The sequence below is a fragment of the Enterococcus sp. AZ140 genome, from assembly GCF_051714405.1.
In the GTDB taxonomy this organism is placed as follows: Bacteria; Bacillota; Bacilli; order Lactobacillales; family Enterococcaceae; genus Enterococcus_B; species Enterococcus_B pernyi.
On sequence record NZ_JBIORU010000001.1, the window covers coordinates 2,525,483 to 2,550,205 of the forward strand.

The 24,723-nt window shown below is 38.0% G+C and carries 22 protein-coding genes and 1 tRNA gene; 6 read left to right on the top strand and 17 right to left on the bottom strand.

What is annotated here, in order from left to right:
• The first annotated feature begins 33 nt into the window (after positions 1-33).
• Positions 34-924 carry an ArsR/SmtB family transcription factor gene (locus IGJ39_RS11545; protein WP_019723205.1) on the top strand — a complete coding sequence of 297 codons (891 nt, stop codon included), beginning with the start codon at positions 34-36 and terminating at the stop codon, positions 922-924.
• Between the two features lie 176 nt (positions 925-1,100).
• Complete coding sequence (locus IGJ39_RS11550; protein ID WP_019723204.1) at positions 1,101-1,439, top strand: RidA family protein; 339 nt, start codon at positions 1,101-1,103, stop codon at positions 1,437-1,439.
• A 270-nt stretch (positions 1,440-1,709) separates the two neighbouring features.
• Here the strand turns inward: IGJ39_RS11550 and nadE are convergent, their stop codons facing one another.
• The 3 genes from nadE to IGJ39_RS11565 all read right to left on the bottom strand — a co-directional run bounded on the left by nadE (position 1,710) and on the right by IGJ39_RS11565 (position 5,085).
• Positions 1,710-2,537, bottom strand: a complete 828-nt coding sequence (gene nadE, locus IGJ39_RS11555; RefSeq protein WP_019723203.1) for an ammonia-dependent NAD(+) synthetase — start codon at positions 2,535-2,537, stop codon at positions 1,710-1,712.
• Between the two features lie 12 nt (positions 2,538-2,549).
• A complete protein-coding gene (locus IGJ39_RS11560) occupies positions 2,550-4,022 on the bottom strand; it encodes a nicotinate phosphoribosyltransferase (RefSeq protein ID WP_010736679.1) in 1,473 nt (490 codons plus the stop codon).
• 703 nt (positions 4,023-4,725) lie between these two features.
• Entirely contained in the window at positions 4,726-5,085 is a 360-nt protein-coding gene (locus IGJ39_RS11565; protein WP_019723202.1) for a DUF1827 family protein, read from the bottom strand.
• Positions 5,086-5,276: 191 nt separating this feature from the next.
• On the opposite strand from IGJ39_RS11565, the gene IGJ39_RS11570 reads away from it, so the two are divergent.
• Positions 5,277-6,029, top strand: a complete 753-nt coding sequence (locus tag IGJ39_RS11570) for a MerR family transcriptional regulator (protein ID WP_019723201.1) — start codon at positions 5,277-5,279, stop codon at positions 6,027-6,029.
• A gap of 43 nt (positions 6,030-6,072) precedes the next feature.
• Here IGJ39_RS11570 and IGJ39_RS11575 read toward each other — a convergent pair whose 3' ends face one another.
• The 5 genes from IGJ39_RS11575 to groES form a co-directional block, all read right to left on the bottom strand.
• Entirely contained in the window at positions 6,073-6,996 is a 924-nt protein-coding gene (locus IGJ39_RS11575) for a LacI family DNA-binding transcriptional regulator (RefSeq protein WP_019723200.1), read from the bottom strand.
• 16 nt (positions 6,997-7,012) lie between these two features.
• Complete coding sequence (locus IGJ39_RS11580; protein ID WP_010736683.1) at positions 7,013-7,285, bottom strand: hypothetical protein; 273 nt, start codon at positions 7,283-7,285, stop codon at positions 7,013-7,015.
• A 72-nt stretch (positions 7,286-7,357) separates the two neighbouring features.
• Positions 7,358-8,764: a PTS sugar transporter subunit IIC gene (locus IGJ39_RS11585; RefSeq protein ID WP_019723199.1), complete on the bottom strand. Its 1,407-nt coding sequence runs from the start codon at positions 8,762-8,764 to the stop codon at positions 7,358-7,360.
• A 329-nt stretch (positions 8,765-9,093) separates the two neighbouring features.
• Positions 9,094-10,719, bottom strand: a complete 1,626-nt coding sequence (groL, locus tag IGJ39_RS11590) for a chaperonin GroEL (RefSeq protein ID WP_010736685.1) — start codon at positions 10,717-10,719, stop codon at positions 9,094-9,096.
• 36 nt (positions 10,720-10,755) lie between these two features.
• Positions 10,756-11,040, bottom strand: a complete 285-nt coding sequence (groES, locus tag IGJ39_RS11595) for a co-chaperone GroES (RefSeq protein ID WP_019723198.1) — start codon at positions 11,038-11,040, stop codon at positions 10,756-10,758.
• 821 nt (positions 11,041-11,861) lie between these two features.
• On the opposite strand from groES, the gene IGJ39_RS11600 reads away from it, so the two are divergent.
• Positions 11,862-12,524 (top strand): CPBP family intramembrane glutamic endopeptidase, encoded by a 663-nt coding sequence (locus tag IGJ39_RS11600; protein WP_019723595.1) that lies wholly within the window; start codon positions 11,862-11,864, stop codon positions 12,522-12,524.
• Between the two features lie 245 nt (positions 12,525-12,769).
• Positions 12,770-14,065, top strand: coding sequence for an ISL3 family transposase (locus IGJ39_RS11605; RefSeq protein ID WP_438764378.1), 1,296 nt, complete (start codon positions 12,770-12,772; stop codon positions 14,063-14,065).
• Between the two features lie 153 nt (positions 14,066-14,218).
• On the opposite strand, the gene IGJ39_RS11610 is transcribed toward IGJ39_RS11605, so the two are convergent.
• The 9 genes from IGJ39_RS11610 to IGJ39_RS11650 all read right to left on the bottom strand — a co-directional run bounded on the left by IGJ39_RS11610 (position 14,219) and on the right by IGJ39_RS11650 (position 24,226).
• A complete protein-coding gene (locus tag IGJ39_RS11610; protein WP_010736688.1) occupies positions 14,219-15,028 on the bottom strand; it encodes an MBL fold metallo-hydrolase in 810 nt (269 codons plus the stop codon).
• Between the two features lie 54 nt (positions 15,029-15,082).
• Positions 15,083-15,955, bottom strand: coding sequence for a two-component system regulatory protein YycI (locus IGJ39_RS11615; RefSeq protein ID WP_010736689.1), 873 nt, complete (start codon positions 15,953-15,955; stop codon positions 15,083-15,085).
• A 2-nt stretch (positions 15,956-15,957) separates the two neighbouring features.
• A complete protein-coding gene (locus IGJ39_RS11620) occupies positions 15,958-17,265 on the bottom strand; it encodes a YycH family regulatory protein (RefSeq protein WP_019723594.1) in 1,308 nt (435 codons plus the stop codon).
• Entirely contained in the window at positions 17,262-19,103 is a 1,842-nt protein-coding gene (walK, locus tag IGJ39_RS11625; RefSeq protein WP_010736691.1) for a cell wall metabolism sensor histidine kinase WalK, read from the bottom strand. The genes IGJ39_RS11620 and walK overlap by 4 nt, the downstream gene beginning before the upstream one ends.
• A 4-nt stretch (positions 19,104-19,107) precedes the next feature.
• On the bottom strand, positions 19,108-19,812 hold the full coding sequence (gene yycF, locus IGJ39_RS11630; RefSeq protein ID WP_019723593.1) for a response regulator YycF: 705 nt from the start codon (positions 19,810-19,812) through the stop codon (positions 19,108-19,110).
• 300 nt (positions 19,813-20,112) lie between these two features.
• The gene (locus IGJ39_RS11635) at positions 20,113-21,120 is read right to left on the bottom strand and encodes a DUF1002 domain-containing protein (RefSeq protein ID WP_019723592.1); all 1,008 of its coding nucleotides are present in this window, start codon (positions 21,118-21,120) and stop codon (positions 20,113-20,115) included.
• Between the two features lie 250 nt (positions 21,121-21,370).
• A complete protein-coding gene (locus tag IGJ39_RS11640) occupies positions 21,371-22,441 on the bottom strand; it encodes a baeRF3 domain-containing protein (RefSeq protein WP_019723591.1) in 1,071 nt (356 codons plus the stop codon).
• Positions 22,442-22,803: 362 nt separating this feature from the next.
• Entirely contained in the window at positions 22,804-23,661 is an 858-nt protein-coding gene (locus IGJ39_RS11645) for a DegV family protein (protein ID WP_010736695.1), read from the bottom strand.
• A complete protein-coding gene (locus tag IGJ39_RS11650; protein ID WP_010736696.1) occupies positions 23,651-24,226 on the bottom strand; it encodes a DUF1836 domain-containing protein in 576 nt (191 codons plus the stop codon). The genes IGJ39_RS11645 and IGJ39_RS11650 overlap by 11 nt, the downstream gene beginning before the upstream one ends.
• A gap of 382 nt (positions 24,227-24,608) precedes the next feature.
• Here IGJ39_RS11650 and IGJ39_RS11655 point away from each other — a divergent pair.
• Positions 24,609-24,681, top strand: a tRNA-Lys gene (locus IGJ39_RS11655).
• Positions 24,682-24,723: the final 42 nt, after the last annotated feature.

Sequence of the window (24,723 nt, forward strand, 5' to 3'; positions counted from 1 at the left end):
TTAAACAAAAACCTAAATAAGAGGTGAAAAATCATGCAACTCCAAATCAATGAAGAATCATTACCTGTTTATGAAGCTTTAGCTAGTAAAACAAGGATAAAAATCATCCAGTTACTTTCAAAAAACAAAATGAATATCAAAGAGCTTGCCCAAGCACTCGGTATCAGTAGTGCGATTACAACAATGCATGTAAAAAAACTTGAAGAAGCAAATATCATCAAATCTGAAAAAATAGGCCAAAAAAAAATTTCCAGCTTACGTGTCGATAAAATCAACATCACGTTTCCAGAAAAAATCTTCAATGCCTTTGATACGAAAGAAACATCGATCCCTATCGGTCATTATACCCGCTATTCGATCGAGCCGACATGCGGTCTGGCAACGATCCATGATTTTATCGGCAAAGTCGATGAACCACGTTACTTTGCCGATCCACGACGAATGGATGCACGGATTCTGTGGTTTACAAGCGGATTTGTTGAATATCAAACACCAAACTTTTTAAACGAAGAAGATACTTTGGAAATGTTGGAATTGTCCGTTGAACTGTCTTCCGAGTTTCCCTTTTCGAACGACAATTGGCCATCGGATATCACTTTCAGCCTGAACGGTGTGGAATTAGGGAACTGGACAAGCCCAGGAGATTTCGCAGACATTCGTGGAAAACATACCCCAGACTGGTATCCAGATAATCTAAACCAATACGGACTATTGAAAACGATCCGTATCACTAAACATTTGACCAATATCAACGGCGAACCATTATCTGAAATCACGATCAATGACATCCCAAGAAACGAAGACGTCTGGACCTTCCGCATCGAAGTCAAAGAAGACGCCAAAAACGTCGGTGGCTGCACCCTATTCGGCAAAGGCTTCGGCAACTACGACCAAGATATCAAGATGAAGGTGTATTATAGTTAAGGTTGTGAAAAAAGCGGTTTGACCTGAGCAGTAAGATGGGAAATCAGAAAATAGCTTCCTATATTTTTTGATTTTTCAGCTTAATGTTGAAGGTCAGCTTTTTGAACACCGTTTATCTAGGTTGTGAAAGAAGCGTTCATCACTGCATAATAATATCAATGAAAAGGAGTAATTTTATGGCTATCTATTCAAATAGTGTTATGACAGATTCACCTTTATTATTTATTTCCGGACAGACACCTCAAAAAGAGGAGTACATTCCCGATGGTATCAATGAGCAAATACAAATCGTTGTTGAAAAAATAAATTCCATCATTATGGATAACGAAGCGAGTACCCAAAATATTGTCAAAATGAACGTGTATTTAACTGATGCTTCCTTTTTAGGATCACTTAGGACGACACTTATAAAACTATATGGAGAAAATAAACCAGCAATGACAGTAGTAATAGTAGCCGGATTGATTGATCCAAGATTCAAAGTAGAAATAGATGCTATTGTCGCTATCAAATGATTTTCTTAAGGAACATCGATTTGTTTCAGACTGTCAAAGAGTGCCCATTAATTATAGCCGATCCTATTTTGTTTCTTTCCATGCTGACTCTTCCAATGTGGACAACTTGTTTTTTAAGCCTTCTTTTCTATGAGAATGAAGCACAGCAATAAAAATCTTCACCTTAGAAATACACTGGAGAGCAAAAAACGAATACAAACAAAAATAAACCGTTAATCCCTTGATCAACAAAGGATTAACGGTTTATTTGATTCGTTTATTTCACTTTATTTATTTCCAAAAATCATCAAAGATCGAAATTGGCAAATGACGTTTATGCTGTGTTTTATTCCACCATTGCTCGATTTTTTGTTGTGCATCGACTGGAATGTCTTTCCCTTCCAAATAGTCGTCGATCTCATCATATGTGACACCTAATGCGACTTCATCAGCAATCATCGGCTTGCCTTCTTCAAGGTCAGCTGTTGGCACTTTGGTATAGAGATGTTCTGGCGCGTCTAAAGCCTTCAACAATGCTTTTCCTTGGCGTTTATTCAAGCGGAACAATGGCAAAATATCTGCCCCACCGTCACCATATTTCGTAAAGAAGCCAGTAATATTTTCAGCTGCGTGGTCGGTACCGATCACAGCCCCTGCACGTTGTCCTGCAACCGCATATTGTGTGATCATTCGTTGGCGCGCTTTGATATTTCCTTTATTGAAATCACTGATTTCTACACCTGCTTCAATCAACGCTTGCGTTTGCGCATCGACTGCAGGTTTGATATTGACACGTAATTGGACGTCTGGTTGGATAAAGTCTAACGCCGCTTTGGCATCTTCTTCATCTGCCTGTTCTCCATATGGCAAACGTACACCGATGAACTGGTAACTGTCATCTTTCGTTTCTTCCCGCATTTCTTCCATTGCCAATTGTGCTAAACGTCCGGCTAAAGTAGAATCTTGTCCTCCACTGATACCTAAAACCAAGGTTTTTAAGAAGGGATTCTTTTTCAAATATTCTTTCATGAAATCGATACTCACACGAATTTCATTTTGAGGATCGATGACTGATTTCACGCCTAATTCTTCGATGATTGCTTGTTGTAAATGATTCATCTTCCATTCCTCCTATAGTTCACTCGTTAATTGTGTGACGCTTTTTTTCATTCGTTCCATGATTGCCATCTTATGATTCCAGCAATCTGTTGATAGATCCACAGGATATTTTTGCGGATTCAAATCACGTTTGTATTCTTCCCAAAGAGAATCTAAGTTTCCTCTGGTATACTCTTTGATTTCTTCTAATGTCGGTAAGTCATAGACTCTCGTTCCTTCAACAAAAATATCTTGTAAAATTGGCCGAGCTGTAAAATCACGAACAGTTTTATTGATAAAGGTATGTGTCGGGTGGAACATGAAGATCTCTTCTTCTTGTCGAGGATCTTCGTCCCATAGTGTCACATAATCGCCTTCTGATTTCCCATCAAAGTTACGAGTGATACGCCATACTTGTTTTTTACCTGGTGTAGTAACTTTTTCTGCATTGCTAGACAATTTGATCGTATCGATCATTTCACCTTGTTCATTTTCGATGGATACCAGTTTGAAGACTGCACCTAAAGCCGGTTGGTCATAGGCGGTGATCAACTTTGTTCCCACGCCCCAAACATCGATTTTTGCTTTTTGCATTTTTAAGTTTAAAATCGTCGCTTCATCTAAATCATTTGAGGCATAGATTTTTGCTTCTGTAAAACCAGCGGAATCTAATTGTTCTCTGACCCGTTTCGAAATATACGCCATATCACCACTATCGATACGTACGCCTTGGAAATTGATCTTGTTGCCAAGTTCTTTTGCCACACGGATCGCACTAGGAACACCCGATTTCAAGGTATCGTAAGTATCCACTAGAAAAACACAATCTTTATGTGTCTTTGCATATGCCATAAATGCTTCATAGTCATTCCCATAACTTTGAACAAGAGAATGAGCGTGAGTACCGCTTGCCGGAATCCCGAAAATTTTCCCTGCACGAACATTGCTCGTTGCATCTGCTCCACCAATATAAGCAGCACGAGTACCCCAAACCGCAGCATCCAATTCTTGCGCACGGCGTGTACCAAACTCCAATAATGGATCGTCACCGATCACCGATTTGATACGAGCCGCTTTCGTCGCGATCAACGTTTGAAAGTTCACCATATTCAATAAGGCTGTTTCTACTAATTGACAATGGGCTAATGGGCCTTCCACTTGGATCAATGGCTCATTCGCAAAAACAAGTTCTCCTTCACGAGCGGAACGGACAGTCGCTTTGAATTTGAATTCACGTAAATACGTCAAAAAGCCTTCCGGATAAACAGCCATCTCGCGAAGATACGCAATATCTGTATCAGTAAATGTCAAGTTTTCTAAATAATCCACTAATCGTTCTAACCCTGCAAAAACAGCATAACCATGATTGAATGGCATCTCGCGGAAGTAACATTCAAAAACTGCATGTTTATCTGCTCTATCTAGTTCCCAGTAAGTCTGCATCATGTTGATCTGGTAAAGATCCGTATGTAGCGTCAAACTGTCATCTGAGTAAGTTGTCGTCATCTTTTTTATTGCTCCTCTTAGCCAATTTTCATTTCTTATCCATTATAACAAAAAAATACCCTAGTAAAAGAAATCTTGTTTTATTTTGTACAAAGTAAAGAAATAAGATAGGAGGTTGTGAGAAAAGCGTTTTGACCTGAGCAGTAAGATGAGAAATCAGAAAATAGTTTTTCATATTTTTTGATTTTTCAGCTTAATGTTGAAGGTCAGCTTTTTGAACACCGTTTATCGAGGTTGTGAAAGAAGCGGTCAACACTGAGTAATAAGACAGGAAAATCAAAAATGGCTTTTTCATTTTGAATTTTCTTGGCTTATTATTGAAGTGTTGCTACTTGAACACCGTTTATCGAGGTTGTGAAAGAAGCGGTCAACACTGAGTAATAAGACAGGAAAATCAAAAATGGCTTTTTCATTTTGAATTTTCTTGGCTTATTATTGAAGTGTTGCTACTTGAACACCGTTTATCGAGGTTGTGAAAGAAGCGCTCAGCACTGAGTAATAAGACAGGGAAATCGAAAATGGCTTTCTCATTTTTTATTTCCCTATCTTATTATTGAAGTATTGCTTCTTGAACACCGTTTATCTAAGTTGTAAAAAAGCCCCTAAATCCCAAAAATCAAACTATCTTGGAATTTAGGCGCTTTACTTCCTATCGCTTATTCAATTTTGGATCGTCTATAGCTTTCTTGCTGTATTGATCAAGTTAAGCAATGGTTGCAATGGCTTGTTCTACAATGACGATATCCTTATTCGGCCGCTTGAACTGAACACCCGCTTCTTCAAATTCTTGCTTGACACCTACATGGATATTGACCGCTGATCGTTCTGTTTTCAACACTTTTTTGATTGCATAATCAATTTCCTGTTTAGTGATTTTCTTTTTTGTATTGATCATCACTAATTGGACTTGATTATAGGTATCAATCAACAAAATCTGTGTACGATCTAAAGAAAATAGTTTATAAAATCGAATAGCAGAATTTCTAAAAAAGAAATCAACGATTTTTGGATAAAAAGTTTTGATATTCAAGTTGCTCGTAATCGGGGTTTCAATCAGTTTCATACTTTTCCTCTTTTCTTAATTTTTTTACTCAATAAAATAAATCGCTTTCATAAAGACGATAAAAAAACAATTTGATTTCCCTCTCTTCGTTTAATAGTATAACATATAATCAATTAGATAAAAAAGATGATTTTTCACTTGACCTTCTCGTTACGTCAAGGATTATGCTAGTTTTGTCAGGAGGGAAAACAATGGAATACACAATTAAGAAAATGGCACAGCTCTCAGGAGTAAGTAGTCGTACACTACGTTTTTACGATGAAATTGATTTACTCAAACCCAAACGGATCAATTCAGCTGGTTATCGTATCTATGGTTCTCAAGAAATCGATCGTCTACAACAAATTTTATTTTATCGATCCTTAGATTTTCCACTGAACCAAATTCGCGAATTATTAGATGATCCTACCTTTGATCATCAACATGCACTCATCGAACATCAGAGAAAACTACTAGAGAAACGAGCAGAAATTGATACTCTCCTGGCAACCGTCCAACAAACATTAGCACAATTCAAAGGAGGAAAAAAGATGACTGACCAAGAAAAATTTGAAGGATTTAAAAAACAAAAAATAACTGAAAATGAAGAAAACTATGGCACAGAGATCCGTGAAAAATACGGAGAAGAAACCATCGATAAAGCAAACGAGCAATGGAAAAATCTGTCTCAAGAAAAATATCAAGAGATGCAAGAAGTAGAGCAACAATTGCTAACGAACTTAACGTCTTATCTGTCTGATCCATCAAATCAGGCACTTGCAAAAGAAATTTTTGATACACATAAAAAATGGCTATTATTTAGTTGGCCCACGTATCAAGCAGAAGCCCACAAAGGATTAGGTATGCTGTATATCTCAGATGAACGTTTTACTGAATACTATGATTCTCGCTGTGGTAAAGGCGCCGCTGTAGCATTGAATGAGATCATTCAAGCTCATGCATAAATAAATAAAGACAAATCCACAAAAAGGATTTGTCTTTTTTATTTCACGGACGTTGAATAAAAGTATACGGAATCTTTACTTGTTCGACTGTATCATTCAAAAACAAACGAAAAGCGGTTTCACCACATTGTTTCAGATGGTGATCAATTGTTGAAAAATTTAATATTTCACTGATCAGCATATTTTCCCTACCAACGATTGGTATTTTTTGTTTTTTGTAGCTTTGCAGGATTCCCGCTGCTACTGTGTCTGAATTCGTGAAAATGCCATCAATTCCTCGTTCCTTAAAAAATTTCCCAGCCAATCTCCCATGTTCGGTATCAATACACTGCCAATAGACATCAGCTTCATTAAATTCAGGAAAAATCTCTTTACACAGTTTTAATGTGATTTTCGAATTGTAACTCATTCGACCGGTTCTTCCTAAGGTGACACCTAAACGTTTGACACCTTGATCTTTTAAAAAGGATAAGCCATCAGTAATCGATTGTTTGCGATCAATATAGACACTCGTTACTTCCAAGTCTTCGATCTTTTCGCAAAAGACGATAGGGCCATAGCGTTGATAATCAAGCAACAACTCTAAGGGATTTGCTCTTGATGTAATGATCAATCCGTCAAATGCTTTCGCCGCAAACTCTTCTAAATATTGTTGTTCCCGTTTTATTTGGTAGTTTGTTGGCAACAACGTCACTTTATAGCCCTCACTAAAAGCGACTTCAATGATTCCACTGAGCAACTGATCAAAATATGGGTGATTTGTGTAAGGTAAAATGACACCAATATTTTTATTTTTTCCAGAACTTAGTTGTCTGGCATTGGCATTCGGTACATAATTTAATTCTTTGATCACTTTCAAGATCTCTGTTCGTTTCGCTTCATCGACATAAGGATGTTGATTGATGACACGGGATACCGTCGAAACAGAATATCCTGTTCGTTTGGCTATATCTCGGATGTTTGCCATGACTACTGTTCGCCACCTATACAAAAAGATTTTCTTGTAGATAGTCTACCACAGCAGGTCCACATTCGAAAAATTGATACAATGTTCCTTGGTCATAGAAACTGATTCGTTGACCACCCCAATAATTATCCTTGGTCAAACCAGAAATATCTGCTAAATTGATTTTTTTGATCACCGATCGATTAAGGCCTTGAAAACTAGACAACACGAGCATGGAATCTTTAAACTCAACAAATGCGTAAAAACATTGATTCTTGGTGCCTTGCGTTGCTTTGATATAGGTATTCATAAGAAGCCCTCCTTTATTTATGCCTTGAGTATACGGTATGAAACGCGTCTCATAGCAAGGAGTTTGCTTCTTTTATTCTTCTGGTTCACCTAGATTAGGATCTAAACGGTTTGCAGCCAAGATAAATGGTGCCCAAATCAAAGCAGCGACTAAGAGATTGACGATCGTCAAGACAATGGCACGCCAGTCACCTGCGGTTGCTAAGAACCCACTGATAATCGTTGGCATGACCCAAATCACATTTACCACCACTGGGCGAACAAGGCCTGCCATTGTCGCAAAGTAAGCAATGGTTGCCGTTACAAGTGGTGCGACGATGAATGGGATCATCAACAATGGATTCAATACGACTGGTAGACCAAACATCACTGGTTCATTGATATTGAACAAACCAGGAGCAATCCCCAGCTTACCGACTGTTTTATAATCGGCACGTTTTGATAAAAATAAAATCATGACGATCAATACCAACGTTACACCAGCACCACCAGGCCATACGAATGCTTCAAATGAACCTGCTACCCATTTGAAGGGGATTGGTTCATTATTTTGAAAAGCATTAGTATTTTCGACCATCGCTGTACCATAAAGCGTCTGTAACACTGGTGACATGATGTTTGTACCATGTAATCCAAAGAACCAAAGCACATGAACAAGTAACACGATAATAAATACTGCACCATATCCTTGCGATAAATTCATCAAAGGTTTTTGAATCGCTTCAGAGATCCAGTCAATCAATGGTACTCCTGCTGTTTGTCGGAAGATATAATTTATCGTTCCCACAACATATAAAGAAACAACTGCAGGAATGATTGCGGCAAAAGCACGTGCAACTGCTGGTGGCACTGATTCTGGCATTCTGATAATAATTTTTTTACGCATCAATAGTGCAAAAATGATAACAGAAATAAAACCAAAGATCATAGCTGTAAAAAGACCAGAACCGCCCATGTATTTCCCAAAGTTGAAATAACCCCATGCGCCCATCGAAAGCGTCTGTCCACCATCAGTACCATCAGCAATCACGCCGCCTGCGGTAGTGATCATGTCCATAGCATCTTGTGACAATTTTTCTGGCAACGTCAAAACAGCTGTGGCAGCATCAGGTAATCCAATAATAAATGCAACTAAAGATACAATACTTCCTGATACAGGGTCCACTTCATATGCCTTTGCCAAATTTGCGCCTAGTGACAATGCGAATACGACTGCCATAATCGCTAGCGTCCCATTCCAAATCAGGCCATTGACACCAATTACTGGTGTAAAGAAAGTCGTAATGGCATTCCCTTCACCTAGATACGTGTTAGGAAAATCACGCATAAACGCATTCAATAGCACCGCAATTGCCCCAGCCATCGTTGCCGGCATGGTTCCAATAAACGCATCACGTAAAGCAACCAGATGCTTTTCCGAACCAATCTTCGTGGCAACTGGCAAAATATATCTCTCCATCCATTCCATCAATTTATTCATTTTCATCCTCCTACAATTCGATCTTCCATCATTATGAATGCGTATACATTATAATGATATCATAAATATAGCATAACTTTGTGAACTTCGCTAGCGAAAGAGTGAAAGAAATGTTAAAGGAAATAAATTTTCTATCATAGATTAAATCGATGAAATAATAATACAACGATTTGATGATTGACTTGTCAATTTAGTGACTTGCCTATTTTTTATTTACAATATAAATGCACAATCTCATTACGTCACACTCGATTTTACCCTATTTATGCTTTTTTCTAAGAAGACAAAAAAAAGAAGAACCTTGAGTGAACAAGGTTCTTCTGGAGTTATTACATCATGCCGCCCATCATTGATGGATCCATAGCTGGTGCAGCAGGTGCTGCTGGTTCTGGTTTATCTGCCACAACTGCTTCAGTTGTTAATAGTAACGCAGAAACAGATGCTGCATTTTGTAATGCTGAACGAGTTACTTTTGTTGGGTCAACGATTCCGGCTTCCACCATGTTTACCCATTCACCAGTTGCTGCATTGAATCCTGTTCCTAAATCAACATTTTTCAATTTATCGACAATAACTGATCCTTCATAACCAGCATTTTCAGCAATTTGGCGAATTGGTTCTTCTAATGCACGAGTAACGATCTTGATACCTGTTGCTACGTCGCCTTCTGCTTCGATCATCGCTACTTTGTTGATCACGTTCACTAATGCTGTACCACCACCAGAGACCATGCCTTCTTCAACAGCAGCACGAGTAGCGTTCAACGCATCTTCAATACGTAGTTTCAATTCTTTTAATTCTGTTTCAGTTGCTGCTCCGACTTTTACGACTGCTACTCCGCCGGCAAGTTTCGCTAAGCGTTCTTGTAATTTTTCACGGTCAAAGTCTGAAGTTGTTTCAGCGATTTGGTTTTTGATCAATTGAACACGTGCATCAATCGCTGTTTTATCGCCTGAACCTTCAACGATCGTTGTGTTGTCTTTATCCACAACAACTTTTGAAGCATTTCCTAAGTTTTCGATTGTTGCATCTTTCAATTCTAATCCTAGGTCATCTGTGATCACTGTACCACCAGTCAAGACAGCAATATCTTCTAACATTGCTTTACGACGGTCGCCGAAACCTGGTGCTTTTACAGCAACAACATTGAATGTTCCACGGATTTTATTCAATACCAATGTTGGTAATGCTTCGCCATCCACGTCATCAGCAATAATCAATAAAGGACGTGATTGTTGTAAGATTTGTTCTAATAAAGGTAAGATATCTTGGATATTTGAAATTTTCTTGTCAGTGATCAACAAGTATGGATTTTCCAAAACAGCTTCCATTTTGTCGTTGTCTGTTACCATATATTGTGATAAGTAACCACGGTCAAATTGCATACCTTCTACGACATCTAATTCTGTTTCGATTCCTTTAGATTCTTCAATTGTGATGACACCGTCATTGCCGACTTTTTCCATTGCATCCGCAATCAAACGGCCCACTTGTTCTGAACCAGAAGAAACAGCCGCAACTTGTGCAATAGCCTCTTTTGAGTCAACAACAGTTGAGATGTTGTGTAATTCTTCCACTGCTGTTTTAGTGGCTAATTCGATCCCACGACGAATACCTAATGGGTTAGCACCAGCTGTGACGTTTTTCAAACCTTCACGGACAATTGCTTGAGTCAATACAGTCGCTGTCGTTGTACCGTCTCCAGCGATATCATTTGTTTTAGATGCAACTTCTGAAACTAATTTTGCACCCATGTTTTCAAAATGATCTTCTAATTCGATTTCTTTTGCAATCGTCACACCGTCATTTGTGATCAATGGAGAACCATATGATTTTTCTAAAACAACATTACGGCCTTTTGGTCCTAATGTCACTTTTACTGTATCTGCTAATTTATCTACACCACGTAACATTGCTGCACGTGCATCTTCTGCAAATTTCAATTCTTTTGCCATTTTTTCGTCACCTCATCAATTATTTTTGTTTTGTACTTACTCAACAATCGCCATGATATCTTTTCCAGAGACGATCAAATATTCTGTTCCTTCAAATTTCACTTCTGTACCGGCATATTTTTCAAACATTACTTGGTCGCCTACTTTAATAGCTGCAGGAACTTTTTCGCCGTTTTCTAGCAAACGTCCCTCACCCACTGCTACAACTGTTCCAGTTTGAGGTTTCTCTTTCGCTGATGAAGCTAAAACGATTCCTCCAACAGTTTTTTCTTCTTCTTGCGCGACTTCAATGATGACGCGATCACCTAATGGTTTTAACACGATAAATCCCTCCGATAACTCTTTTTTTGAATCTATTAGCACTCTATCACATCGAGTGCTAACCTACATTTTTAATAATACTCATTCTCCTATTCTTTTGCAAGCTTTTTAAATCATAGAAAAAAATTTTTTAAAGAAGGTTGTGAAAAAGCCGATCAGCTCCAAGTATTAAGGCAAAATTTGAGAAAATAGCTTCTCATATTTTTTCAAGTTTTGACTTAATATTGAAGGAGCTGGCTTTTGAACACCGTTTATCATAGGTTGTGAAAGAAGCGTCTTGACCTGAGCAGTAAGATGGAAAATCAGAAAATAGCTCCTCATATTTTTTGATTTTTCAGCTTAATGTTGAAGGTCAGCTTTGCGAACACCGTTTATCAAGGTTGTGAAAGAAGCGCTTTGACCTGAGCAGTAAGATGGAAAATCAGAAAATAGCTCCTCATATTTTTTGATTTTCTAGCTTAATGTTGAAGGTCAGCTTCTTGAACACCGTTTATCTAGGTTGTGAAAGAAGCGCTCAGCACTGAGTAATAAGACAAGAAAATCAAAAATGGCTTTTTCATTTTGGATTTTTTTGACTTATTATTGAAGTGTTGCTTCTTGAACACCGTTTATTAGGTTGTGAAAAAGCCGATCAATACTAACTGATCAGAGAAACATCTTGATATGGTATAATGAACAATGGATAGTGTTTAGTAACACAGAAGTTGATTAAGCTACTAAGTTTCTTCACTTAACGTTCAACGAAAGGTTGCTTTTCCTATATTATTAGAGCAAGAAAGAAAGTTATACTTGGCTTTTCACTTAGCTCAAGGAGGTTTCATATGTCATTAAAAAAATACAGCTTTTTTAGCATTTTTTGTTACGGTCTAGTATTTGTTTCACCTTTGCTTTTGACATCGGTTGGACTTGTCAATTCAACATCGGGTTTGATCAATGCAACAACGATCACCTATATTTTAGGTGCAGTGATTCTATGGTTCTTGTACTACAAGCATAAAGAACCGATTGGTATCGAAGCAAAAGTACCTGTCGCTTCTCGCTCAAAAATCTTCCTATATGGAATCATCGGCATCTTTATCGCTCTGATTTTACAAAGTATTGCGGTTATGATCGAGAGTTTCTTTTTTGGAGAAGTCTCTCCATCTGAAAATACGCAAAATATTATCCAACTGATTTTAGATACTCCTGCTTTTATTATTGCTACAACTATTGCCGGACCAATCATGGAAGAATTTGTATTTCGTCGGAGTATTCTTGGCATCGTTGGTCACTATACCAACTTTTGGGTAGGTGCAAGTGTTAGTTCCTTGCTCTTTGCATTAGCACACAATGATGGGCATTTACTCGTCTACTTCTTTTTAGGATTTTTCTTTAGTTTACTATACCGATCCACTGGGCGGATCTGGGCACCAATGATCACCCATATTGGTATGAACACTCTAGTTGTCATTGTACAATTGGCATTGCAACAAGGGTTACTGTAATATAATAAAAAAAGCCTGTGACTTTCATCATCAGGCACTCCCTATAATAAAATAAATAGCATTCAGGAGGTAACTCCTTACGAAATAAGCGGTAAAGCCCAAAAATTCCGGCTCTATAATTTATGGGACTGATGAATCAAAATTGATTCTTCAGTCCCATTTTCATTTTAGGTATTAAAAAACATATCGTTCTCTAGTATGATTAAATCACCACAAAATAAACAACTGAGAGGACGATATGCTATATGAATGATTCTATCAAAAAAATGCTAAGATTAATAGATAAAGATTTGATGATTACTGAGATCTCTTACGAGATCTTTCATAAGGAAAAGACATTGGTCATTAATGCCATTCTCTCACCTGATCCTTGTGCCTGTAGAAGTTGTGGTTCTACTGTGGTAGATGGAAATGGGAAAGCAATTGTGGTGAAAAATGGGAAGAAAGAAATCATTGTCCGCTTTGAACAATACAATCATATGCCAATGGTTATGCGCTTAAAAAAGCAACGCTATACCTGTAAAAACTGTCGAACCCATTGGACTGCTCAAAGCTATTTTGTACGCCCAAGACATTCAATTGCGGATCATGTCAGATATAAAATTGCTTCTTTACTGACTGAAAAAGTCTCTTTATCTTTTATTGCGAAAAGCTGTCAGGTATCTTTGACTACCGTTATTCGTACATTGAAAGAGTTTAAAAGCTATTTACCAAAGCCCACTAAGAGGATTCTCCCCAAAGTATTGATGGTTGATGAATTTCGTTCGCACACTTCCATAGAAGATAAAATGAGCTTTATTTGCGCAGATGGAGAAACAGGTAATTTAATTGATATCTTACCTACTCGTAAATTACCTCGATTAACAAACTATTTCTTGGGCTGCACCAATCCAGAAGAAGTAAAATTCTTAGTCACAGACATGAACGCCGCCTACTTCCAGCTCACCAAACGCGTTCTGCCAAATGCGAAAGTAGTGATTGATCGGTTCCATATTGTCAAACACATGAATCAAGCTTTCAATGAGTTGCGTATCCGTGAAATGAATGAACTGCGTAAAGCAGGACAGAAAAGCCATGCAGAAAAACTGAAAAAGAACTGGCGCTTTCTGCTAAAAAATCGTGCAAACATTAATCACTATGAGTATAAAACATGGAAAAGTTTCCGAGCACCTAAATACCCATTTCTTACTGAAGCAATGATGATTGATCGATTGCTTAGATTTTCTAAGCCCCTAAAGGAGGCATATCCCTTTTTCCATGAATTAGTTGAAGCTTTTCGAGACAAAGACCCTGACTTGTTTTTCTCCTTATTGGCAGAACTTCCCGAAACGTTAGATGACGGCTTTCGTGAGAAACTTCAAAACCTACTGACCTACGAAGAAGGCATCGCCAATGCGATGATTTATCCTTACTCCAATGGAAAAATAGAAGCAAAGAATACCCACATAAAAACGATGAAACGAGTATCCTACGGATTTAGATCATTTGAGAACATGAAAATTAGAATCTTTTTGACCAATCAATTAATCAAAGTTAGATAACAAAAAATCTGAGCCAGAATGTGGTTCATTCTGACCCAGATTTAATTTTTCGCAACTCATCAGTCCTTATTGACAAAGAGCCAAAATTCCTTCAAATTTTCGGACTTTACCGCTTATTTTTATGAGCCGATCACTTCCGTCACAACTGATTGATCAAATTGAAAATAATTCTGTCGCAGCATCCGGGTCAGTGTCGTACACATTGAAATCATATCCCACACCTAGATCTTTTTCCTTAAGAATATTTTCCATAGTCAAATGGGCCAATTCTTTCATATTGTTTTCTTTACTTAAATGGCCTAAATAGATTCGTTTTGTACGATCGCCAATTACATCAGTCATCACTAACGCACCATCTTCATTCGATAAATGACCACGATCGCCTAAAATACGTTGTTTCAAATTCCAAGGATAAGGCCCCATACGCAACATCTCTAGATCATGATTGCTTTCCATCAAGTACCCATCAGCATTTTCAATGATCCCTCGCATATGATCACTACAATAACCTGTATCCGTCAGCATGACAAATGAACGATTCTCTTTGTGGAAACGATAAAACTGTGGTGCAGCTGCATCATGAGAAACACCAAAACTCTCGATATCTAAATCGCCAAATGTTTGGACTTTCCCCATCTGAAATAAATGTTTTTGTTCAATTGGGACATTTCCGATCATCGGAGCCATTGCTTCCCATGTTTTTTCATTTGCATAGATATCTAAATGGTACTTACGCGCCAAAACACCGACCCCATGAATGTGATCTCGATGTTCATGTGTCACAAGAATACCGTCTAATTGATCGGGCGTCCGACCGATTTGTGCCATTAAGGAAGTAATTTTTTTCCCACTCAGTCCTGCATCTACCAGAAGTCGCTTTTTGTCACTCTCGATATATAATGAGTTTCCTGAACTCCCACTTGCAAGGATACTGATTTTAAAAGCTGTATTTCCTTCAGCCATTTTACTACTACTTCCCTTCTTACTTTGTAAACTTTTTTCATTATACCTACTTTTTTAATGATCTTCCACCTTTGGGATCGAATTATTTGTAATAATCGTATTACTAAATGCATTGACCGTTTCGATCTGATAAGTCTTATCCGGCGTTTCAATTGCGACATACCACACCGGTACATACACATTTTTCTCTCGTACTTTCAAAATACGAGAGTAAGCCAGCTGACGCCAAAGGATATTCGATCCTCGAGAGATTTTATTATTTACATACAATGTATTAATAGCTTCTTCTTCCGTATGCAATTCTGTTTTTTCTCGCAACTGTTCAATATTCGTTAAATGGGTTTGAGTATACTTCAAAATGCGATACTCATCTCCCTTTTTTTCGAGGGAGAAAATAAGTTTAGCTGTATCATCATAGAATGGCAATCCTTCATACGTTTGGCTCGCTGTGATTTCAGGAGAATCACCTTCTAACACAGAGAAATTTTTCATATAGATATACTCATTACCAAATAAAACATCTTCCTCGTTATCCAAAAAATCATTGAGTGAACTTGCTATGCGATTTGGATCAAGGACTTTGCTTTCAGATTCAGAGTCCGATAACGTTTTAGTCAATATATTATCATTGATCGAAACTCCACTCTCTAATAAACCACGTCGATTATTATCTTGGCGATACTTGAACAACGTTTGACTCAGTTCCGTTTCTTCCGCACTTAAATAGTAGCCTTGCTTACTTTCAGAAGAGAAATCACCCGTATAAGTAATATCATCATTTGCTAACCGTTTTTTGATCGATTCTGTCTGATCTGAGCGTATTACCGTATGCTCTTGGTTGATCGATTCATGATAACTACTAAATAAAAAAACATTCAATCCTAGAAAGGCGACGAAGAAAATCCATTCAATTTTTTTGAAATCCATAGTTACTCCGCCTCCTTCTCAGGTAGTTTGGTCAATAATTCATTTGCAGAATACCATTCTCCTTGATATTTCACATACCACTCTGGGAATAGATCAACCACCCGATTCGTTTCTTCGATGTTTTGCCATGTATAGCCAACAATAATCAACTCGATTTTCGTTTCTTCTGCCCCATTATCTACTAATTCCTGATATACATCGTCGGTGCTAGGCAACTCGACTTCTTCATCTGAAGGAATCGGGACTTGGATGGTATTTAAACTCGTTTGGATACTTACTTGATTATTGACTTGCTCATTACCGATTTCGATTCCAACTTTTCCTTTACTGCCTGAACCAAATACGGGAAATCCTTCTACAAAAATACGATAATCGATTGTATTCTTATTACGATCAAAATATCGAACATTGCCTAACGCGCCACCTAGTTTGCTGACATAAGGAAAACTGTCCGTAAAAATATTGTTTGGTTCATCAATCGTCGGTAAATCTCCTCTAAAATCGACGATCTGATTTTCTGAATGGATCGTCATTGTTTCATTGCCATCATAAAAAATCAATTCCGTACTTTCATCATTGTTTTTAACCGCATCTGGCTGGGAAAAAAAAGCATTCCGAAAGACGGTGTATGGTTGCTGAGATAAGATATAACTGTATTTTTTTAGTTTCATTGGTTCTTTGATACTGTGCTGTGTTTCAATACTTTCTGGCGTTCTGAATACAGGTGTCCAGTTGACATCTGAAGAATTCAAATCATGTTCTATTTCTTTCCAATCCATCGATAGACTGGCTTCGTAAATCGTCCGCTGATCATAATCAATAAAACTAACTTTTTCGTCTTTTAGATCAAATTGGACACTCGTAAAATAGACATCTTCATTTTGGACTGAACCTAGATCAATATTCAAACCAAATGCTTTCACATAGCCACTGAGTAGATAAGGTGCGTTATAAGAGAATTCGATTCCTTCATTGAGAGACTTCTTTTGATTGAACTTCTCTTGGTCTGCTTCCACGACTTCTGTCAGCTTGCCAAAACGAGCACCTTCGATCAACCCATGTATTTGAGAAATCAGGTTCTCACTATTCGTTTCTTTCACTGTATCTGTTTGAAACCATGTGAGGTGTAAAGGCAAATAAATTTCTGATGCTTTACGATAGCTTTGTGATTCAATCACTTGTGAATTGCTCTCTTCTAAGTTGATTGAAGTTTTCCCTGCTGGACTCAACCAAATTGCATAAGAGAAGTACAGGCTTAATGCAACCATCAAGATCAAACCAATTCGTATAAATTTTTCAGAAATCTTCATTCCCACCATTCCTCCTCATACGGTTCATAAGGTAAAGAAATATAGAAGGTTGAACCTTGTCCCTCCTTACTTTCTGCCCAGATTGCGCCACGATGTGCTTTCACTACTTCGCGAGAGATTGCTAAGCCTAATCCTGTTCCACCTTGCGCTCTAGCTCTTGCTTTGTCCACTCGATAAAAACGTTCAAATACACGATTCAAATCTTTTTTAGGGATACCTAGCCCTTGGTCTGTAATACTTAAAATCACATTGTTATGTGTTTCAAGCAACCGGCAGGTGATTGCTCCCCCATCGGGTGAATATTTGATTGCATTGTTCATGATATTGTCAATAACTTGAATAATTTTATCTGTGTCGATCTCGACCCACAGATCTCGTTGCGTAAATTCTCGACGGATCGTATAATTTTTTTCTTGATTACCAACCATCATATCAAAACGATCTAACACAAAATTAACGAGTTCATTAAAATTGACATATTCTAATTGTAATTGAGTATTCCCCGTATCCATGCGAGATAGATTCAGTAGATCATTGATCATGCGGATCATACGATCGGTCTCATCTAAGGTCACTTTTAAAAAGTTCGGTGCGACTTCTTCGTCCTTCCAAGCACCCTCACTCAGTGCTTCGATATAACTACGCATACTTGTTAAAGGCGTACGCAACTCATGGGAAACGTTCGATACGAACTCACGACGTTCCCGTTCTGTTTTCTCTTGTTCCGTTACATCATGTAAAACTGCAACCAACCCACTGATAAAGCCAGATTCTCGACGGATCATCGAAAAATCGACGCGTAAAATCATCTGGTCAGCTTCTCTCGCTCCAGTGGATCGATCTAAAATCATTTCATTCGGATCTTCTAACAGTTTTCGTAACGTATATTCTTCTTCAATTGCTAAAAGAGTCAAGATTGACTGTCCGATTGCTTCTTCTTTTTTCAAGTCTAATAATGAGACAGCCATATCATTGATCGTAATGATCTTCCCACGACGATCGGTTGCAATAACACCATCTGTCATATGTGACAAGACGCTATCTAACCGATTTCGTTCAGCTTCCATCGTATCCTGCGCTTCCTCGATCCGTTCTGCTAGTTGGTTGAACGTTTCAGCCAACTGACCTAATTCATCTTGACCATGGACCTTTACTTTACGGCTATAATCACCACGCGCAATGCGGATCGCTTGCTCACGCATCTCACCGATCGGTTGCGTAATGGAACGTGCGACCAGAACAGACACAACCATTGAGATAAATGCAGCAATTAACGAAGCCGTAAAGAAAATCAGTGCTGTATTATTGATTTCTGAATATTTTTGTTCGATATCACTTTTGACGTAAAGAGCCCCGATGACGGCGTCGCCGGTCGGGGACAAAATCGGTTGAATATTGATATTTACTCGTTTTCCGTCATCATCTAATGCGACATATCGTTTGGTTGTAAAATCATTCATATCGACGTAATCATTCTTTTTGCCGACTGAACCTTGTTCGCTTACCTCTGTCGTTGCTCGAATGATGCCTTTTTCATCCACGACACGGATCTCAATGATATCACTTGAAGCACTGGTCTCAATAAAACGCTTGATATTCCCATTGACATCATCGATAGTCGCACTTTCATTGCCTTTCCCATTCAGTTCTGGACTGATCGTTGTCGCTAATGTTTCGACTGTTTGGTTCATATCTTTGATAAAGGTATTGATCGTTGAACGTTCCAATCCTCTAATAAAATATGCACCTATAATTTCAATTGAGATCAGTAAAATCAAAATAAATGTAATCGCTATTTTGAAGTTTACTGATCGAAAAAAACGGACTTTTCCTTTCATCCAATTACTCCTGTTCTTGATTACGCAAGTAATACCCTACGCCTCGGCGTGTAACTAAATAGCTAGGATGACTTGGATTATCCTCGATTTTTTCACGCAAACGACGAACGGTCACGTCTACTGTACGAACATCACCAAAATAATCATAGCCCCAAACGGTTTGTAACAAATGTTCCCGTGTCATGACTTGACCAATGTGTTTTGCTAAATAAAAGAGCAGTTCAAACTCACGGTGAGTCAATTCAATCGTTTCGCCACGTTTCGTCACCATATACGCATCGGGATGGATCGTTAAGTCCCCAATGATCAGTTCAGAAGGTGTGACTTCTTCCACTTCTTTGGTAGCAGAAGCGCCACGTCGAAGATTTGCTTTCACACGTGCCACTAATTCACGATTAGAGAACGGTTTGGTCACATAATCATCTGCTCCCAGTTCCAAGCCTAACACTTTATCGATTTCAGAATCCTTAGCTGTCACCATGATGATCGGCATATCAAACGTTTTTCGTACTTCACGAGCCACTTCTAAGCCATCCATTTTTGGTAACATCAAATCTAGTAAAATCAAATCAGGTTCCACTTCGGCTACTTTTGCTAAAGCTTCTTCCCCATCATATGCTGTATAGACGTCATAGCCTTCTTTTGCTAAGTTAAATTTGACGATATCCGAAATCGGTTTTTCGTCGTCGACAACTAGTATTTTTTTCATAAAGAGCCACCTCTTAGTTAGTATTGTCATTCTGTTCTATTATACCGCATTTCTTATCAGGTTTCATCTTTCTAAAAAAATAGGAGGTTATTGATAAAAATTGCATGATTGAACAAGCGGATTCAGATTCCTACACCCCCCACGAATCTCACTTGTCGCTTATCAAAGTATGCAATTAGATGATTATAAAAATAAACCGCTAACTCGGAAAAGTTATAGCGGTTTATTCTTGCTTCATTGACTAAAGATCCGTATAGGGTAGCTCAAATCAAATATTTCATACATAAAAAACTATTTCGATTATTGAGAGTCACCAGAAAACATGCCAGTGATCGAATCCCATATGCCACTAAAGAACCCTTTGATATTTTCCCAAAGCCCTTTTGATTTTTCTTGAATTTGCTTGCTTGCCTCAGTCAAGTCTAATTCCTTCACGAAGTCTTCAAAAATATTTTTATCTTTCATTTCACTCATCAACGAAGTTATTTCTGTGACTTGATCGCTTGTCATTACATCTTCTAGTCCATTATCCTTCAGAGCTTTTTCTACTGTCGTTTGAATATCCGCTTGTGTCAGCTCTTTGCCATCAGCAGTCTTAGCTGCTAACTCTTCTTTCGCTTGCTCCTGAGCTTTATTTAATGCTTCATCGGAATAGCCATCTTTGTCTTTGTTTTCTTCTGTGATAGAGGATAACACATCCATTTCATTTTGAGCGACTGATACTCTATCCTGATTAATGATGCCCCCCGACTCTTCCACGATTTTATACACACCAGCTAAAGCACCTGAACCATCGATTGGTACTGCGGATGCGACCGTCAATTTTGCATCGGTGATCCCAGCTGTTAACGCTGCATTTTGATACTGAGCAGCAGTGATCCGTGTGATATTTTCTGGTGTTGCGATATCAACAGTGATCCCTTCGCCTTCAGCGAGCGTCTGCATGCGGACAGAACTATAGACTGCCCAATCTGTGGTAAAGCCACCGTCAGGGATATAGGACATCAAGTCTGTACCGGACGTTTTATAGATCGGTGTTTCTCCTTTGATCCCTAATTTATCTAATGTATAAGTTTCTTGTTCTTTCGTTAACGCATTACCGATTGCTACTGCATTGATCTGTAATCGTTCACTAGAGCTGGTTGTCGTTGTTGAATCGGAAGAATCCGTAGCAACTGTCGAGTCGACCGTTCCTGAAATTGGGACAATACTTTGCGTTGTTGCTGTCTCGTCTGCTAATACGATTGGTGTTGCTAGTAAAACTTGGCTTGAGACCAAGAGAGTGGCAATAAGTTTTGTTTTCTTCATACATAACCTCCATGTAGCTGTTTTCTGTTTTAAACATTGTACTATAAGGTCTATAAGATAACCTACGCCTCAAGGCTGATTTGAAAAGAATCTTATACTATCTTTTAAGATTACGAGTGTTTTCTTAGCTATTCCAAACTTTTTAGACTTTATCTTTCATCAAAAAGCCCAACCTCCGAATGTATCCGAGTGTTGGGCTATCTCCTTATTCTTCTAAGTTTCCTAGTTTCCCATTTGTATGAATCGATTTTTAATAGCGTAATTGTAATAGGATCGGCGATTGATTTTCTAATACTTCTGTTTCGGCAAAGATAACTTCTCCTCCGTAACGCATGACTTCATAAATGATTTCATTGACGATATCTTCGACGTAGCCTTCGTCACTCGGTGAGATATCTACTAATTTGACTTGATGATCTCTAATCACCGCCTCTTGATAGTAAGCGTGATCCACAATCAATTTTTGCCCTTTTCCTTTAATTACTTGTCTGTAGATGTTGGCTACATCACGCTCTATACGCCCTTGGTTTTCCATTCCTACTATAGTGTGTAGTATCGTCTCTTTTTGATGACGAATGTATTCGTGAATCACCTGATTTGCTTGCTCTCCTATTGCCAACTCATTTGCGCCACTATCAACTGTAAAGTTCCCATAGATTTCTCCAACAATCCGTTCATCTTTATGTGAAATCTGTTTATATGTCGCAATATTTTCTGTTGTTCCAGCTAAAATGATTGGGTGTGGATGACGATTCAAATAAGGTTGTAACTCAGAATCAATCCATTTGAAGAACTCTTTTTTGTAATTCGTTTGAACACTTCCCATTGAATTCAATACGCGGTCTTTTGTCCAGTAGCCTTTATTCCTGATTGGGAAATGTGCGTCTTTCACTTCTTGTATCAGCGTATCATCTACATATTCTAGTAGACGTGAACAATCCATCCCAATCGTTAACACATAATAATGGTTCATTTTACTTTCACTTCGTAAGATTTCTTTTGTATGGAAATACGCATCAATAACAAATTGACTCTCCAACACAAATGGTACTTCGATTTGTTCATTGACGCTTGGCGAAATAAAATAGACAATGCTTCCTCTTTTATGCGTAGGTTGAAAGTCTTTTAACACTTGATCGATTTTACGAATCATTGTTTTCGCCGCTGTTCCTTCCCTTTCTTCCAACTCTAAAATAATCTGTTTTACTAGATTTTTTAACACTAGTTTATATTTTTCAGCACTTTTTTCGTCATTTGGCATCCCTAACATGATCGTTACCGCTGGATTTTCTCTGTGGGCACTTAATTCTAAATAATTCATTTTTAAACTCCTTCTTTCTACCTAAAAATAAACTGGCATAGTGATCAATCGATATGATCCGCATTTCTATGCCTACTTTAATGATATTGGTTAGAGCGATTCTAAGGTCAACCTAATTTTTTATACCAAATCAAAAATGCCGGAATAGTGTTTTTTCTTCTCCAAAAACTCTTGAAGCATGTTCCATTAAATTCAAAAATTAAATTTCCCCATAAAAAATCCCGCCCCAGAGAAGTCAGACGAATATCTAACTTCTAAAGAGCGGAATTCTATTTGCGATTCTTTTAGTGTCCACTATTTTTTCTAATTATTTTAGATAAAAAATAATGCTGTTCTTTGATGATCACTTCGCTTCGATCATATTATGGTTCAAGTATTTGCACACCGATCCCTAATAAACCTGGGCCAGTATGGACAACCAATGCCGGTGAGATTTGTCCAAAATAAATCTCTTGGACATTAGGGAATTCACGTTCAAAACGAGCCTTCATTTCAATTGCTTCTTCTTCCGCCGCACCATGTGCGACTGCCAAGTTGAAGACTTTTGCATCCCCGACAGCTTCTTTCACATAGGACATTGTCTTGTCTAAACTTTTCTTTCTGCCTCGTGCTTTACCTACTGTATAATAGATGCCCTCTTCATTACAAGAGATGATAGGATTCAATTTTAAGGCATTTCCTAAAATTGAGGCAACTAGACCGATACGTCCGCCTTTTTGCAGGTATTCAAGTGTTGCTACATTGAAAAAGACTTTCGTTCGTTCAGCTAATGCAACTAATTCATCGATCAGCGTGTCCCATTCCATGCCATCTTCGATCCATTTTGCGGCTTGGATTGCTGTAAAACCGGCGCCAATACCAATATTTTTAGTATCTAATACATGTGTTTGGATTCCTTCTTGTTCTTGTGCGACAAGACGAACCACATTATTCGTTCCGCTCAAACCACTTGAAATAGTGATTGCTAGAACTTTATCATAGCCATCATTTTTGATTTGATCAAAAATCTTAGTGATTGATTCTCCATCAGGTAACGAGGTACCCGGAATTTCCTCAGGTAAACGCTTATAAATCTCTTCAGGAGTAATATCGACTTTATCTGTATATTCTCTATCTTTATAAATGATTTTCAAAGGGATCACATAAATATTGTACATATCGATGATTTCTTGTGGCACATCTGTTCCTGAGTCTACTAAAATCGCAATCTTATTCTTCATTTTCTTTCTCCTTTTTTGCCTCTTGTAAATATTCGCTTTCTAAACTGATCGTTTTTTCTGCTAGTAGCTTCATTGCAAAAGAAATCGTCGCTGAACGTACAGCAACATATTCTAATGGAAGTTCTTGATTCAATAATTGTTCATGTTGTTTTCCTTGGGCTAATTGACTGACCATTCGTATCGCATTTTCTTGTTCATCACAAAAAAGATTGTATGCTTCACGGATGCCCACTGTTTTTCCTTGAAACAAAATTCCTTCTTTGATTTCAGGAATCGTCAATACTTGTTTAAGCGTTGTGATAGCAATCAGAAATGCCACATGTTGTTTGTTGTATCGCTTTTTGATTGGCGCCGGTACTAAACCTAGTTTCACATAATTATTAACCATTGAAGAAGTTAACAAAGGATGTTTTTCTCCTTGGATAACTGGTGATAAATGACGATCTACTAGTGTCTTGACTTGATCCATGTATAGCTCCAAGTCTGGAAGTTCTTCCCAATGTGGTAAACGAAACGTTTCGATACTGACAGCCCAATCAATTAATTGCTGGCGCATTTTTTCCATTATGAAAGCTCCTTTAATGTTCTCATTAATATCTTATCAAAGTTTTCAAAAACATTCAATCTAGTTACTCAAACTAGATAAATTAATAACAAAATCAAACATCGATAACAAGCGTTTAAACGATGCTTGTTGTAGATTCTTCTGGGAATAAAAAAAGACCCGCCATTTTCATGGCGGGAAAAGGAGTAAAAAAATGAAAAAGTGTTATGGGTTGTTCTTTTGCAAGAACTTTGTTGGTTGGGATACATTTATCATAACGGTCATTTATGAATAAACTATGAATGAATTTCTAGGAAGTAGTAAAGTTTTCGTAGATTTTTTATTGTACGTGCCTTGCATTTTAAAATGCTTAGTGCTACTATAATAAAGTACTTTTTCATATGGGCCGTTAGCTCAGTTGGTAGAGCAGCTGACTCTTAATCAGCGGGTCGCGGGTTCGAGCCCCTCACGGCCCATTGGGTGCCAAACCCACGTCACCAGTACACTCTTGGCTACTT

Excerpts from the sequence above, each read along its gene's own strand:
- IGJ39_RS11545 (WP_019723205.1), top strand. The coding sequence starts at position 34 with ATGCAACTCCAAATCAATGAAGAATCATTACCTGTTTATGAAGCTTTA.
- IGJ39_RS11550 (WP_019723204.1), top strand. The coding sequence starts at position 1,101 with ATGGCTATCTATTCAAATAGTGTTATGACAGATTCACCTTTATTATTT.
- nadE (WP_019723203.1), bottom strand. The coding sequence starts at position 2,537 with ATGAATCATTTACAACAAGCAATCATCGAAGAATTAGGCGTGAAATCA.
- IGJ39_RS11560 (WP_010736679.1), bottom strand. The coding sequence starts at position 4,022 with ATGACGACAACTTACTCAGATGACAGTTTGACGCTACATACGGATCTT.
- IGJ39_RS11565 (WP_019723202.1), bottom strand. The coding sequence starts at position 5,085 with ATGAAACTGATTGAAACCCCGATTACGAGCAACTTGAATATCAAAACT.
- IGJ39_RS11570 (WP_019723201.1), top strand. The coding sequence starts at position 5,277 with ATGGAATACACAATTAAGAAAATGGCACAGCTCTCAGGAGTAAGTAGT.
- IGJ39_RS11575 (WP_019723200.1), bottom strand. The coding sequence starts at position 6,996 with ATGGCAAACATCCGAGATATAGCCAAACGAACAGGATATTCTGTTTCG.
- IGJ39_RS11580 (WP_010736683.1), bottom strand. The coding sequence starts at position 7,285 with ATGAATACCTATATCAAAGCAACGCAAGGCACCAAGAATCAATGTTTT.
- IGJ39_RS11585 (WP_019723199.1), bottom strand. The coding sequence starts at position 8,764 with ATGAATAAATTGATGGAATGGATGGAGAGATATATTTTGCCAGTTGCC.
- groL (WP_010736685.1), bottom strand. The coding sequence starts at position 10,719 with ATGGCAAAAGAATTGAAATTTGCAGAAGATGCACGTGCAGCAATGTTA.
- IGJ39_RS11600 (WP_019723595.1), top strand. The coding sequence starts at position 11,862 with ATGTCATTAAAAAAATACAGCTTTTTTAGCATTTTTTGTTACGGTCTA.
- IGJ39_RS11605 (WP_438764378.1), top strand. The coding sequence starts at position 12,770 with ATGAATGATTCTATCAAAAAAATGCTAAGATTAATAGATAAAGATTTG.
- IGJ39_RS11610 (WP_010736688.1), bottom strand. The coding sequence starts at position 15,028 with ATGGCTGAAGGAAATACAGCTTTTAAAATCAGTATCCTTGCAAGTGGG.
- IGJ39_RS11615 (WP_010736689.1), bottom strand. The coding sequence starts at position 15,955 with ATGGATTTCAAAAAAATTGAATGGATTTTCTTCGTCGCCTTTCTAGGA.
- IGJ39_RS11620 (WP_019723594.1), bottom strand. The coding sequence starts at position 17,265 with ATGAAGATTTCTGAAAAATTTATACGAATTGGTTTGATCTTGATGGTT.
- walK (WP_010736691.1), bottom strand. The coding sequence starts at position 19,103 with ATGAAAGGAAAAGTCCGTTTTTTTCGATCAGTAAACTTCAAAATAGCG.
- yycF (WP_019723593.1), bottom strand. The coding sequence starts at position 19,812 with ATGAAAAAAATACTAGTTGTCGACGACGAAAAACCGATTTCGGATATC.
- IGJ39_RS11635 (WP_019723592.1), bottom strand. The coding sequence starts at position 21,120 with ATGAAGAAAACAAAACTTATTGCCACTCTCTTGGTCTCAAGCCAAGTT.
- IGJ39_RS11640 (WP_019723591.1), bottom strand. The coding sequence starts at position 22,441 with ATGAATTATTTAGAATTAAGTGCCCACAGAGAAAATCCAGCGGTAACG.
- IGJ39_RS11645 (WP_010736695.1), bottom strand. The coding sequence starts at position 23,661 with ATGAAGAATAAGATTGCGATTTTAGTAGACTCAGGAACAGATGTGCCA.
- IGJ39_RS11650 (WP_010736696.1), bottom strand. The coding sequence starts at position 24,226 with ATGGAAAAAATGCGCCAGCAATTAATTGATTGGGCTGTCAGTATCGAA.